The 13,690-nt window shown below is 56.7% G+C and carries 13 protein-coding genes; 9 read left to right on the top strand and 4 right to left on the bottom strand.

The features are described 5' to 3' along the window. The first annotated feature begins 108 nt into the window (after positions 1-108). Positions 109-2,097 carry an RNA polymerase sigma factor RpoD gene (gene rpoD / locus ACR0D7_RS02565; RefSeq protein WP_480677603.1) on the top strand — a complete coding sequence of 663 codons (1,989 nt, stop codon included), beginning with the start codon at positions 109-111 and terminating at the stop codon, positions 2,095-2,097. 186 nt (positions 2,098-2,283) lie between these two features. Here rpoD and ACR0D7_RS02560 read toward each other — a convergent pair whose 3' ends face one another. Further along, positions 2,284-3,303: a helix-turn-helix domain-containing protein gene (locus ACR0D7_RS02560; protein ID WP_480677602.1), complete on the bottom strand. Its 1,020-nt coding sequence runs from the start codon at positions 3,301-3,303 to the stop codon at positions 2,284-2,286. A gap of 297 nt (positions 3,304-3,600) precedes the next feature. Between ACR0D7_RS02560 and ACR0D7_RS02555 the strand changes: the two genes are divergently transcribed. From ACR0D7_RS02555 to ribD, 6 genes are all read left to right on the top strand, one after another. Continuing rightward, positions 3,601-4,065 (top strand): thiol-disulfide oxidoreductase DCC family protein, encoded by a 465-nt coding sequence (locus ACR0D7_RS02555; protein ID WP_480677601.1) that lies wholly within the window; start codon positions 3,601-3,603, stop codon positions 4,063-4,065. Next, positions 4,066-4,614 (top strand): DUF4166 domain-containing protein, encoded by a 549-nt coding sequence (locus tag ACR0D7_RS02550; protein ID WP_480677600.1) that lies wholly within the window; start codon positions 4,066-4,068, stop codon positions 4,612-4,614. A gap of 90 nt (positions 4,615-4,704) precedes the next feature. Then, complete coding sequence (locus ACR0D7_RS02545) at positions 4,705-5,094, top strand: hypothetical protein (protein ID WP_480677599.1); 390 nt, start codon at positions 4,705-4,707, stop codon at positions 5,092-5,094. An 18-nt stretch (positions 5,095-5,112) separates the two neighbouring features. Further along, positions 5,113-5,526 carry a secondary thiamine-phosphate synthase enzyme YjbQ gene (locus ACR0D7_RS02540; RefSeq protein WP_480677598.1) on the top strand — a complete coding sequence of 138 codons (414 nt, stop codon included), beginning with the start codon at positions 5,113-5,115 and terminating at the stop codon, positions 5,524-5,526. 120 nt (positions 5,527-5,646) lie between these two features. Then, the gene (gene nrdR / locus ACR0D7_RS02535) at positions 5,647-6,117 is read left to right on the top strand and encodes a transcriptional regulator NrdR (protein WP_037307671.1); all 471 of its coding nucleotides are present in this window, start codon (positions 5,647-5,649) and stop codon (positions 6,115-6,117) included. Continuing rightward, a complete protein-coding gene (gene ribD, locus ACR0D7_RS02530) occupies positions 6,114-7,214 on the top strand; it encodes a bifunctional diaminohydroxyphosphoribosylaminopyrimidine deaminase/5-amino-6-(5-phosphoribosylamino)uracil reductase RibD (protein ID WP_480677597.1) in 1,101 nt (366 codons plus the stop codon). Before nrdR ends, ribD begins: the two co-directional genes overlap by 4 nt. On the opposite strand, the gene ACR0D7_RS02525 is transcribed toward ribD, so the two are convergent. The 3 genes from ACR0D7_RS02525 to ACR0D7_RS02515 all read right to left on the bottom strand — a co-directional run bounded on the left by ACR0D7_RS02525 (position 7,211) and on the right by ACR0D7_RS02515 (position 11,733). Then, positions 7,211-9,208, bottom strand: a complete 1,998-nt coding sequence (locus tag ACR0D7_RS02525; protein ID WP_480677596.1) for a capsular polysaccharide biosynthesis protein — start codon at positions 9,206-9,208, stop codon at positions 7,211-7,213. The two genes, ribD and ACR0D7_RS02525, sit on opposite strands and share 4 nt — an antisense overlap. Further along, positions 9,208-10,338 (bottom strand): polysaccharide biosynthesis/export family protein, encoded by a 1,131-nt coding sequence (locus ACR0D7_RS02520; protein WP_480677595.1) that lies wholly within the window; start codon positions 10,336-10,338, stop codon positions 9,208-9,210. The genes ACR0D7_RS02525 and ACR0D7_RS02520 overlap by 1 nt, the downstream gene beginning before the upstream one ends. A gap of 96 nt (positions 10,339-10,434) precedes the next feature. Further along, positions 10,435-11,733, bottom strand: a complete 1,299-nt coding sequence (locus ACR0D7_RS02515) for a capsule biosynthesis protein (RefSeq protein ID WP_480677594.1) — start codon at positions 11,731-11,733, stop codon at positions 10,435-10,437. Positions 11,734-11,871: 138 nt separating this feature from the next. Between ACR0D7_RS02515 and ACR0D7_RS02510 the strand changes: the two genes are divergently transcribed. Then, on the top strand, positions 11,872-12,459 hold the full coding sequence (locus ACR0D7_RS02510) for a riboflavin synthase (protein ID WP_480677593.1): 588 nt from the start codon (positions 11,872-11,874) through the stop codon (positions 12,457-12,459). Positions 12,460-12,568: 109 nt separating this feature from the next. Then, positions 12,569-13,690: a 3,4-dihydroxy-2-butanone-4-phosphate synthase gene (gene ribB, locus ACR0D7_RS02505; RefSeq protein WP_480677592.1), complete on the top strand. Its 1,122-nt coding sequence runs from the start codon at positions 12,569-12,571 to the stop codon at positions 13,688-13,690.

The raw sequence follows: 13,690 nt of genomic DNA, 5'->3' as shown, positions 1-13,690 counted from the left end.
GTTTTCGTAAGGCACTGGAAAAGAAAAACAGGTAAACGGGTGGCCGAATCACTTCTACGCGCTAATGATTCGGTTCAAACGAATCACCCATCCCTGCAGGAGCATTGAATGGCCGCCAAAGACACGTCCGAAGATCGCAAATCAGACGAGCAGGAACAGGAAATCTCGCTGGACATGAGCCAGGCAGCGGTCAAGAAAATGATCGCTGAAGCCCGCGAGAAGGGCTACATCACTTATGACCAGCTAAATCAGGTTCTGCCGCCTGATCAGGTCAGTTCGGAACAGATCGAAGATGTAATGTCGATGCTGTCCGAAATGGGCATCAACATCATCGAAGATGAAGAGGCCGAAGAAGAAGAAAACAAAGGCTCAACCGAGCTGACCACGACCGAAAGCAACCGTGAGGTCGCGCTGTCGAGTGGTGCGACCGAAAAGCTGGATCGCACCGATGACCCCGTCCGCATGTACTTGCGCGAGATGGGGTCGGTAGAGTTGCTGAGCCGTGAGGGCGAGATTGCCATCGCCAAGCGGATCGAGGCCGGTCGCAACACCATGATCGCCGGGCTATGCGAAAGCCCGCTGACCTTCCAGGCGATCACCATCTGGCATGACGAATTGCTGTCAGAAGACATTCTGCTACGTGACGTTATCGATCTGGAGGCCACGTTCGGCAACCAGATGGATGAAGACGGAGATGTAGAAGAGCCTGTCGTGGACACATCGGCGGTTCAGGCGGCGAAGCCTGCCAAGGACACCGGGCCGGAACTGGACGCAGACGGCAACCCGATCACCAGCGACGACGATGATGACGATGACGATCAGGCCAACATGTCGCTGGCCGCGATGGAAGCCGCGCTGAAAGATCAGGTTCTGACCACGCTGGAGCGCATCTCGACCGACTTCTCGATGCTGTCGGAAATGCAGGACAGCCGGATTTCGGCCACTTTGAACGAAGACGGTACGTTCAGCGAAAAAGATGAAGAAACCTATCAGAAACTGCGTGCCGAGATTGTTGAGCTGGTGAATGGTTTGCACCTGCACAATAACCGGATCGAAGCTCTGATCGACCAGCTTTACGGCATCAACCGCCGTGTCATGTCTCTGGACAGCTCGATGGTAAAACTGGCCGACCAGGCCCGCATCAACCGTCGTGAGTTCATCGACGCCTATCGCGGTCGCGAACTGGATCCGAACTGGCTGACCGAGATGGCCGAGAAACCGGGTCGGGGTTGGCAGATGTTCATCGAACGCTCGACCGCGAAGGTTGAGGAACTGCGCAACGACATGGCTCAGGTCGGTCAATATGTCGGTCTGGATATTCCTGAATTCCGCCGCATCGTGCAGCAGGTTCAGAAGGGCGAGAAAGAGGCGCGGCAGGCCAAGAAAGAAATGGTCGAAGCCAACTTGCGTCTGGTGATCTCGATCGCCAAAAAGTACACGAACCGTGGCTTGCAATTCCTTGATCTTATTCAGGAAGGTAATATCGGCCTGATGAAGGCGGTGGACAAGTTCGAGTACCGCCGCGGCTATAAGTTCTCGACTTATGCGACCTGGTGGATTCGTCAGGCAATCACGCGCTCGATCGCGGATCAGGCCCGCACGATCCGTATTCCGGTTCACATGATCGAAACGATCAATAAGCTGGTTCGGACCGGTCGTCAGATGCTGCACGAAATCGGTCGCGAGCCGACGCCAGAAGAACTGGCCGAAAAGCTGCAGATGCCGCTTGAAAAGGTCCGTAAGGTGATGAAGATCGCCAAAGAGCCGATCTCTCTGGAAACACCGATTGGTGATGAGGAAGACAGCCAGCTGGGCGATTTCATCGAGGACAAGAATGCCGTGCTGCCGCTGGACAGCGCCATTCAGGAAAACCTCAAGGAAACCACCACACGGGTTCTGGCCTCGCTCACCCCGCGTGAGGAACGTGTTCTGCGGATGCGCTTTGGTATCGGCATGAACACCGACCACACATTGGAAGAGGTGGGCCAGCAGTTCAGCGTGACGCGTGAGCGTATCCGTCAGATCGAGGCGAAGGCGCTGCGTAAGCTGAAGCACCCGAGTAGGTCGCGCAAACTGCGATCTTTCCTGGATCAGTAAGATTAAAGGCGTCTCAACCGAGGCGCCTTTTTCTTTGAGCAGCCAGTTTATCACATTGTCCGGCCCAACGATCAAATTGGCGGCAATTCACAATGTGTAAGCCCCGCACGCCTTTATATCCTTAGTGTCCACTCATGGGACAGGCCGGGGCGAGGCCATGCCGCCGATGACCCCCGGCCACCCAGTTCAGGGGTCATCCGAGAAATCCAAACGACTGCGAAAAGTGCTGGGGGCCTGACCGGTCCAACGCTTGAAGGCCGTAGAAAAAGCGGGCTGGTCGGCATAGCCCAGCGAATAGGCGATCTCGGACAGGGGCATGCCATTGGTGATGAAGGTCTGTGCCAGATCGCACCTGAGATCGTCGACAATGTCGCGGTAACTCGTGCCCTCGTCTTTGAGACGCCGGGCAAATGTACGGGGGCTCAATCCCAGATTGGCGGCAGCTTCGTCGGCATGAACGACCGTACCGGGCAAAGACTGCGTAATCAGACCTTCGACCTGAGCGCGCAGCTTTTGCTTGGGCGAGCGTCGCTCGGCCAGAACACGTTCTCCGTATTCCAAAAGGTGTTCACGCAGGTTCGAGTCATAGGTCGGAACCGGCAAGTTCAGCGAGGAAACAGAAAGCACGATCTCCAGCTTTTCCGCGCCGAATACAATCGGGAACCCTGCAAGCTTCTGAAATTTCTTTCTGTTTTCGCCAACTTCATGCTGAAATCGCATCTCAATCGGATAAAAGTTCGACTGCGTTAAGGCGCGCATGCGGGCCAGCCCTGCAAACATCAGAAACTCTGTTCGCCGGTGATATCGCGCATAGCTGGCATCCTTCCACTCGGCCTCAATTGTGGCGAAATTCCCGGCAAGTCGCAGCGTGAATGCGATGGCCGGGTCGATGATCCGGTGAAAGTAAGAGGTGTTCTCGAGGACCTGCCGCAGGTCACGCGAGTATTTACTGATATAGGCGGTCAGACTGGAGGTTGATGAAAACTGCAAGCCGGTTTGTGCAGCAAACGTAATATCCCCTACAGTATCACAGGCGTAACGTACGAATAGGGCTTCCTGGTGCGCACTGCATGTGGTGGCTGGCGGGGCGATGGCTTCGCGGGTAAGGTCGCATTTTCGCAAGATGCGATCAGATGCCTTAGGACAATTGGTGTGTTGATCAAGCGCTTTGGTCAATAACTGGATGCGGGCGATATCAACTTCCATGGATTTCTCCACTGTGTTTTAAACGATTTCCGCGCTCTTGCGGTCGGTTGGACGATGTCAGGTCAATGAACTGTCTGGAATTCGAATGGTTCTGGCGAATGAAAACAAGACCCAAAGGCTGATATATTTTACTTTCCGGTTATCGTCGGGTTAGGACCTTTTAGGGGATAAGGTCAGAGCCCTGGTAAAAAAACCAACCAAACCGGTGGCTCCCCGGCGCATTTGAATTCGCTTTAGGCTGATCCAAGACGGCCTCTTGTCGCATTGCAGCGCAAGGGGCTGAGTGGAAGGGTTGGTATGATGGATTTATCTGACGAACCCCTTTTGCAGAACCTTACCATAGCCGAACTGGCGGCTTCTCAGGATACTATAGTTTTTGATGGGAACTGTGTTTTGTGTTCGGGTTTCTTTCAGTTCATGGTCGCACGGGATAAATCGCAGCGCTTTAAGTTCGCAACTGCGCAATCGCCGCTGGGGCAGCGGTTTTATCTGGAACTTGGCCTGCCAACGAATGATTTTGAAACCAATCTGGTCACAGTGAACGGTGTGGTCCATCAACGCTTGGATGCGTTTTCTGCTGCTATGAAGGCATTGCCCGGGATATGGCCGATTTTGTCTGTGTGCCGGTTTCTTCCGGGATGGGTGAAGAATCCACTGTATAACGCCATAGCGCGGAACAGGTACAAAGTCTTCGGTCGTTCCCGAACCTGTTTGATTCCGGACTTGGCCTTAAAGTCAAGATTTTTGCCTGAGGGGTGCTGAGTGAAACCCGACCCCTTTCTTCAATATCTGTCAGCCGGCGCAGACGTTCCCCAGGCCTTGCGTCAGTTGCACGGTCAGCCCGGCCACTATGCTGGGCGATGCAGTATTGTCAGGGGGCAAGGGAGGTTGATTTCGCGCGTCTTGCAGTTTGGAGGGTTTCCGCCCGAGGCAGACGACATTCCGGTAAAGTTAAAAATAGATCGTTCCAGTGAGGTGTGGCAGTGGGTGCGGGATTTTGACGGCCACTCCACCGTGTCCCGGTTGACGTATGATCACGGTGTCGATTGTGTTCGTGAACGGATGGGCGCCTTGACCCTTTGGCTGACGCCAGAATTCAACGAAGGGCGCCTGCTGATCCATATCCAGCGGCTGAGCGTTTTCGGGCTTCGTTGCCCCGCCTTTTTGCTACCGCGTTCGTCAACGGTAGAATGGCAAGGAGAAACAGGGCATTTTTGTTTTGATGTATCGGCCGAGATGCCAGGGTTGGGGCCATTGATCCGGTATCGCGGTTGGCTTGCATCTGTTCACGCGCAGCCGTGCCGTGACTGAATTCATCGTGAACCGGATTTACCGGGATTTAAGGTAAACTAGATCAATACCTACCTCGAAACAGGAAAGAGTATGATTATGAAACAGGTTATGACATACGCAGTTTTTGCCGCCCTTTTGCTGAGCACTCCGGTCTCGGCGTTTAATGCTCGCTTGGGGTTTCAGACCGCTGCACTGAGCAATTCGTCCTTTGAGGTGATCCCCAGAGGGCGCACTGATGTGGATGGGTATTGGTGTGCTGCCGCTGATTTTGCCCGGAGAACTTTGGGCGCTGGTTGGCAGCAACGCATCTACGTGCAACGAGGCTATGGCCCCAGCGAGGCGACTGGACGTAGAACTGCAGTGCAGTTTTCCATAGTGGCTCCAGAAGCGGTTCCGCAACAGTCCAGTGGGGTGTTTTCTTCAGGTTTCCAGCCGGGTTACAGTATGTCCGTGCAGGCCGCCAATGCGCGGTGCAATTTTCGACCCTTTGTGGACTGAGCGCTAGTGAATCATTGAATGCAGACCGAATTCGTAATTTCGACGCAGGGGCCGGGCCTTTACGAATTCACCCTGGATTTGCGACACTGGCTAAACTCGGTCGACCGTGATGGTGTGCTGACGCTATTTGTTCGGCACACGTCGTGTTCGCTGCTTATTCAGGAAAACGCCGACCCCGAAGTGCAAACGGACCTGCGTGCCTTTTTTGATCGGCTGGTCCCGCCTTCGGACCATCCTGCCATGGCGTATCTGCGGCACACTTATGAAGGTCCGGACGATATGCCCGCTCATATCAAGGCCGCGCTTATGCCGGTTTCGCTGTCTATTCCCGTTGCCTCGGGGCGGCCTGTTCTGGGGACGTGGCAGGGCGTTTATCTGTTTGAACACCGAACTGCGCCGCATCTCCGAAAGGTCGCGGCGCATTTTGCGTGACCCCTTTATATTGCGGTGAAAAATTCCGACTACCCAAATCCTAGCGGCTGCCCTATAGTTGTGGATAAGTAAGCCATAGCGCTTACAAAAGAGGCCGAACCAGGGACGAGGAGACGGCGGATGCGCTGCCCGTTTTGCGGAAATATTGACACTCAGGTGAAAGATTCACGCCCGGCAGAGGATCACGTCGCGATCCGCAGGCGCAGGTTTTGCCCCGCTTGTGGTGGGCGATTTACCACATATGAACGCGTGCAACTGCGCGATTTGGTGGTGATTAAAACCAACGGAAAACGCGAAGATTTCGATCGGGACAAGTTGGAGCGTTCCATCCGTATCTCAATGCAGAAACGCCCTATAGATCCGGAACGTATCGACCAGATGATTTCCGGCATTGTCCGGCGTCTGGAAAGCATGGGCGAAACCGATATTCCGTCCAGCAAGATCGGTGAGATCGTTATGGAAGCTCTGGCGCGGATCGACACCGTGGCCTATGTTCGCTTTGCGAGTGTGTACAAGAATTTCCAGGCGGCCGATGATTTCGAGGAGTTTGTCCACGAACTGCGACCGCCGCAGCCTTCGACGGACGAGTGAGCGAAACAGATAAGCGATATATGGCGCTGGCCTTGTCTTTGGGGCAGCGCGGTCAGGGTACGTGTTGGCCCAACCCGGCTGTCGGGTGCGTGATTGTACGTGACGGACGGATCGTCGGACGTGGCTGGACCCAGCCCGGTGGCCGCCCGCACGGTGAAACACAGGCGCTGGCGCAGGCCGGAGGGGCCGCGCGTGGGGCCACCGCTTATGTCTCATTGGAACCTTGTTCCCATCACGGCCAAACCCCACCTTGTGCCGAGGCGCTGATCAAGGCCGGTATCTCCCGTGTTGTCTCTGCAATTGAAGACAGCGATCCGCGTGTGGCGGGTCAGGGCTTTGCCATGCTTCGTGAGGCAGGGATTGAGGTCACCACAGGAGTTCTGGCTGAGCAAGCCGCGCGCGATCACGCAGGTTTCTTTCTGAAAACCGAACAGGGGCGGCCTTTTGTGACGCTTAAGCTGGCCAGCAGTTTCGACGGGCGTATTGCCACGTCCAGCGGTCACAGCCAGTGGATCACCGGGCCAAAGGCACGGCGCGCTGTGCATGCCATGCGGGCACGCCATGATGCAGTGATTGTTGGCGCGGGTACTGCGCGGGCCGATGATCCGTCGCTGACGGTTCGTGATCTGGGGATCGAGGCGCAACCGGTTCGAGTTGTCGTCTCGCGCCATCTGGATATTCCCCTGATGGGTCATTTGGCGCGCACTGCGTCTGAAATACCTGTTTGGCTATGCCACGGACCGTCCCCCGATGCCGAACGCGCCCGCGCGTGGGAAGGGTTGGGTGCCCGCCTGATTTCCTGCGCCCTGCAAGAGCACCACATTGATGCCTCTGACCTGTTGCAACAATTGGGGCAGGCCGGGCTGACACGGGTATTCTGTGAGGGTGGATCGGCATTGGCTGCATCCTTGCTGGCCGATGATCTGGTGGATGAGCTGGTGGGTTTTAGCGCAGGTCTGACGATCGGGGCCGAGGGGCTGCCTGCAATTGGGTCACTGGGCTTGGACAAGCTGGACGACGCGCCTCGGTTTGAACTGATCGAAACTCGGGCCATCGGGCCAGACGTGCTACATCGTTGGACACGGGCGCTGCGTTAGCGCCGCCACAGATGCGCGTGCGTGGCAAACGCGCCTTGCAGTTTTGAAAGCAGACGCAGCGCGGAACTGCCTTTGTGAAGATTGCCGTCAGACAGGCGCTGCACGGCTACCTCGACGGGGCAGGGTTGGCCCGTGACCGGATCCAGATAGCGCGGATAATCAATCAGGGCGGCATGCACCAACCCCAGTAGTGAGGGCCGTGCGCCCCGCCGCGCAGGCACGGTCCCCAGATCGGTCGTCAGCCCCCATCCAGCATAAAACGGAGCACCCAGCGTTGTGACGCGTACCCCGCGCAACAGAGCCTCGAAGCCGAGCAGAGAGGTCATGGTCCAGACCTCTTGCACCTGAGACAACAGCGCTGATGGATCAGCGTGGTGGGCGATGACGTCGGCAAGGGTTTCGTCGTGCAGCATCCCTTCCCGCAGCCCGGCCTCGACATCTGGGTGGGGTTTGTAAATCAGTATCGCATTTGGATTGGCTTTTCGTACGGTGCGCAGCAGATCGGTATTGGTGCGCACCGTCGTAGTACCAAGCAGGATCGAGGCGTCGTCCTCGACCTGCCCCGGAACCAAGATGCGATGCCCTTCAGGCAGTTCCGGTGCGTTTTCCCCAATGTTGTATTTGCTGAGCTGAGCCGAGACGATTTGCGTCATCAGCCGCTCGGCCCGTAATTCCTGATCCGGGCGCAGGGTTTCCCGAGCAGCGATCAGCTCCTCTAACCGGCTTGGGTGCGTCGGGTCATAGTAGATGCCCAGATCGTCTGTCGCCAGTGAGAGCGGCGGCACCAGATTGGCACCAAGACCTCGGGATCTTAGAAAACCGTCTTCGATCCTGACCGCATTTTCAGCTCCGCGGGTCTGGCTGGCCCAGACCATATGGGGACGGTCGGATTCCTCTGGAGGGCCATCAGTAAACCGGATTTTCTTTTCTCGTCCGAACATCTGCTGCAGGTGCTTGCGTTTCCACAGCCGCATACCGGATGCGGTCCATCCCCTGCGATCCTGACGCCATGCGCGCGTCTGTGCCTCTAGCGTGTCGAGAACGGTTTCCAATTCGCACAATTGGTCTCGGTGGGGATCGTACCATGTGGGGTAGAGGATCATTGTCGCCGCAAACAACTGGGCGCGTGTCAGGCTGCGCTGACGGCGTGGAAAGTAGTTTTCATCCTGTGTCAGGCCCCAGCCGGCATAAAAGGGTTGGCCAAAAACACGAGGTTTGTGGCCAGCCATGATGGCTTCGAACCCCATTTGTGAGGACAGGGTGTAAACACCTACTGCGCCTTCCAGCAATGTCCACGGGCTGAATTGGGCGCGCAGTAACGAGACCCTGTCAGTCTCATCCTGTTCTGAGAAGTACCCACTGCGGTGCCCCGCAACAGTTTCCGGGTGCGCCTTGATCAGAACGCGGGCACCGGGGTTTTCTTCTTGCGCCATGACCAGCATTTCACGGAACCGGGCGTCGTCCCCTCCGCTTGCGGTGACCGCAGCGTCGCCTCGGGCTTGATCGACCACCAGCACATAACCGGGATCCGGAGGCGGCAAAGTTGGGTCGATGGCGGAGTATTTGCTGAGATGTAATTCACGCATCCTGTCGGACCCGTAACGGGCGCGGTTCAGCAATGCAGTATCGTCCAAGGGATGTGTCGCCAGCAGGGTTTCCAGGTCAGACGGCTGCGTCGGATCGAAATGAACGCCAGACCGGCCGAGCAAAAGACCCAAAGGGGGATCGCCTGTGCGCCCAGGGTGCAAGGAACGCAGAAAGGCGTCTTCGACCCGCAAGATCGGAGCGTTGTACCGTGCGGCGATGGTTGCCCCGCGATGCGCCGTGGGGCTGTTACCCCATACACCAATGACATCGCCGTCGCCCGGCACGCCCAAACGTATGTCGTAGCCTTTTAAGTGAAGAATACGCCGAATACGGCGCTGTGTCAGAAAACCGCCGTTATAGACAAGCAGCCGGGTACGCTGTTCCCTGGCTGTTAGCTCACCCTGCATTAACCGCCCGTCAGTGTAGCAACGTTTGCAACCGGCGTCAGACCGCCAGCGATAAGCGAGATCGACTTACTCCACTGTGAATACGGGGCTTCTGTTACATAAATTGTATCATCGTCACGAATGACGAAATCGCGGGCGATAAAGAGGCCGTTGGGGGCGGTAAGGTTCAGCAGGTAGATCATACGCTGATCTCCTTGCAGGTCCGAGCGTGCCATGACGCTGCGGGCAATGTCCTGCCGTTCCTTGCGTAGAATAAATATACCGGTCGGGTCTGATGATAGGGATTGCAATCCACCCACTTGTGCTAATGCTTCAAGCGCGGAAAGGTCTTGCGTATCGAATGCAACGCGCGACTGTCCGGTCGCGCCAAGCGCAATGTAGGACCGGCTGTCCGCTTCGACCAGGATGCGGTCCCCCCCACGCAGAGCAACGTCCAGCTTGGGGTCTTGATACAAATCGTCGTACCAGACTGTTCCGCGCTGATCGCCACGGATCAGCGTCACCAGCGCAATGTCGGAACCGGCGGCAACCCCACCAGCCTGCGACAGCATTCCCAGCAGTGTTCTACTGGGCCGCTCAATCGGATAGACGCCCGGCGCACCAATCTCTCCAGACAAGGACACGGTCGATCCATTGCCGGCGGTGCGACGTACTTCGACCTGAGGATCAGGAGTTTGTTCTTGAAGTTTGTCGGTAATCAATTGGCGCAATTGCTCGGGCGTGTTGCCAGCGGCGCGAATACGCCCGGCATAGGGGACAAATATGAAACCTTCGCCATCGACCTGTATCTGCTCAAGGCTAGTGGCACTGCTCAACTCGCCGGACAACAGACCGTCATCCACGTTTTCCCAGATCGTCAGGCCAAGGATGTCGCCGGGGCGAACGGTGTCGGCCGCCAAGTTCGGTGCGGTTCGGAAGGCCGAGGAAAACCCGTATTCAGGAATAGCTGAGGTGGCCTTCGTGACGCGATCATCAACCTCGACCACGAAAGCATTGCCGCCTTGCGTGGTTGAACCCGATAGGATTTCACTCTTGTTGGGGCCTGATTTAGGCAGTTGGCAAGCAGCCATCAGCACCATTGCCGCCACAAGAGAGACCCCCCGGATCCATCGGATTGGAAAACGCTTCACTGCCGGTTATCCTCAGTCGTCATTTATACTTGTTGTTTATTGTTTGGCGCAGGCTACTCGGTTCGCCCGACAACTTCTAGCGCCAACAGGTTTGAACTATTCAACTACCCTTAACTGTGGCGTCCACGCCTCGTTGTGGTTCAGGACAGATTGATAGGGGTCTTCGGCGTCCAACATCATGTCGGTCACACCTCGCAGCAATTGTCGGCGGCCCCGACGGGAGTAGAAGCCTCCGGGTATCTGGCTCGTTTTCAGCAGAAATTGTCGGTAGTTTTGATATGCGCTCTGATCCGGAGGCATCGGTGCCGCAAAGAACGAATGCAGTGGCTGCTGCGACACGAATTCGGGCTTGTCATAGACAGACCTGCCAAAAATCCGCAGCGGGATACCACGCCACAATACCTGCTGCCCGGCGGTGGAGTTGATCGTGACAGCCGAGCTTGCCTCGTCCAGCAACCTGGCGAGCTTTCCTCCGGGGACGTAGTGGACCCGATCAGCAATGCCGTGCGTCTTGGCAATCTGATGTACACGACGGCGCAGGGGTTCTCGGTGGTTTTCAAGTGGATGCTCTTTAACCACCAACCGGTGATGCGATGGGGCACTCTCGGCGAAACCTTTAGTCACGTCATCCAGAAAATCAGACATACAGGAATAATCTGAATGGGCCTGAACCGAGCTATCATGCCCAAGTTGCAGCAATACCAGATGATAGGGGTATCCACCCCATCGCACGCGTGCCGTGGCCCAGTGGCGTTGGATTCTGTGCAGCGGCATCAGCAGCAAACGTTTGAAATATAGTCGAAACTCTTTTGATACCGGTAGATCGCGGTGTCGTCGGAAATTTCGATAGCGCCGGTTCAGAAACAGCACGAACCAATGATAGAGCGCACCGTAGAAGATGTGCTGTCGCATATCCCCCCAATGTGATGGTGGGGGCGGGGTCTGCGCAGTGGTCTGATCTAGTGCGTGCCGCATCTGTTTTACGCTCAACGTCATCAGCCGAGAGTTTCCGTTCGAACCGAACCGTTCATACGTAACCCACCAGGGTCGCAGATAGCCTTCTTCGAACACATGGACGATAACGCCCTTTTTTCGGGCCAGTTCTATTGCGTTGGCGTGAACCGGACGGGTGTCGCCGTACAATACGATGTCGGTAATGCCCCTGCTGTCGATTAGGTTGGACAGTGTTTCCGGCCACCGCTCAAGCGTGTCGAGAAACGGGATGTACGAGGATTTGTCGAACCAGAACGCCTGATCACCGGCGTTGAACCCAACGCGCCATACTTCGGCCCCCGCATCCCGCAGCATGCGACCGAGTCCGTTGAAGAACGGGCCATGTGGTCCTTGAAGAAAGAGAAAAACGCGGCGGTTTGGCCCTTTGGTCGAGGGTGACATTAATACTGCCCTTGTCCTTCGTTGATCATTTAATGCCTGTTTTGGTCCTAGTCGACAAGGTGGGTCTTGCCCGTTACGTCGCTTAGGATTACCTCGGGTTGGGGCACTGGGCCAAGTTAGGAACTAAGGGTTAACGGAATGTTTACAGGGATCGTCACCGATATCGGCACTGTCACCGAGCTGGACCAGCAAGGCGATCTGCGGGCCCGGATCAAAACGGCATATGATACGGCGGGTATTGATATCGGCGCCTCGATCGCCAGCGATGGTGTCTGCCTGACAGTGATCGCACTGGGTGATGACTGGTACGACGTGCAGATCAGCGCTGAAACGGTGTCAAAAACCAATCTGGATAGTTGGACCGCGGGCAAGCGCGTAAATTTGGAGCGCGCTCTGAAGGTCGGGGATGAGTTGGGCGGGCATATCGTCTCGGGTCACGTCGATGGAGTGGCTGAGGTGGTTGCCATTCAGGACGAAGGCGACAGCACCCGTGTCACACTGCGCGCGCCTAAGGAATTGGCGCGGTTCATTGCACCCAAGGGATCGGTTGCGCTGAACGGCACCTCTCTGACCGTTAACGAAGTGGATGGCTGTGATTTTAGGATCAACTTCATCCCGCACACCAAAGAGGTCACGACCTGGGGGGATGTCTCGGTCGGCGATAAGGTGAACCTTGAGATCGACACGCTGGCTCGCTACGTCGCGCGTCTGGCCGAGATGTCCTGAGTTGCGCTGCAACGTCACGTCCTGACCGGACCTTGCCGTCTGTGGGCTGGCCTTTGGTCGCGTCGTGGTCTATCCACCCGATCAAACATGCTCTGTGAAAGGCTGCCTCATGAGCTTTGAAACCCCCGGACCCGTCGAAGCCCAACTGCGCGACGCGATCAGCCCGATTGAAGACATCATCGAAGAGGCTCGTAAGGGCCGCATGTATATTCTGGTCGATCACGAGGATCGCGAGAACGAAGGCGATCTAGTGATTGCTGCCGAATTCGCTGATGCCGAGGCGATTAACTTTATGGCGACCCATGGGCGCGGGTTGATCTGCTTGCCGATGACCGCCGAGCGGGTTGATGCGCTTGGCCTGCCGATGATGGCAGTGAACAACTCTTCGCGCCACGAAACCGCCTTTACGGTTTCCATCGAGGCGCGCGAAGGTGTGTCCACTGGTATTTCGGCGGCTGATCGGGCTTTGACAGTGGCGACGGCCATCAACGAACAGAATACGATGGCGCAAATTGCCACCCCCGGCCATGTCTTCCCTCTGCGTGCTAAACGGGGTGGGGTGCTGGTGCGCGCGGGCCATACCGAGGCCGCCGTTGATATCTCTCGCCTCGCTGGGTTGAACCCATCGGGTGTGATCTGCGAGATCATGAAGGCTGATGGTACCATGGCGCGATTGCCCGATTTGGTCGAATTCGCCAAAGAGCACTATATGAAGATCGGAACGATCAGTGACCTGATCTCGTACCGTTCGCGCAATGACAATCTGGTGGTCGAGACGTCGCGCGAGACTGTCACCTCGGAATATGGCGGTGAGTGGGAGATGCGCCTGTTCACTGACCAGACCCACGGCATAGAGCATGTGGTTATGGTCAAGGGCGACATTACCACGCCCGAACCCGTGCTAACGCGTACCCATGCCTTGCACGAAGCACCGGACATTCTGGGCTTGGGTCCAAAATCGCCACAGGAACTGCCCCGCGCGATGGAGAAGATCGCAGCCGAAGGTCGTGGTGTGGTCTGCCTGTTCCGGCAACCCCGCAATTCGCTATACGCAGCCGAGGATGAAGGCCCCCGTACCATCAAGCAAACCGGTCTAGGTGCGCAGATCCTGTCTAAGATGGGCATTCAAGAACTGGTGTTGCTAACTGACTCACCGGAAACCGTGTATCTGGGGCTCGACGCCTTTGGCCTGTCCATCGTCGGAACCCGCTCGATTCTCAAGGAAGACTGA

It is taken from the genome of Ruegeria sp. BB7 (assembly GCF_056539365.1).
This window is presented reverse-complemented; position numbering and strand designations above follow the sequence as displayed.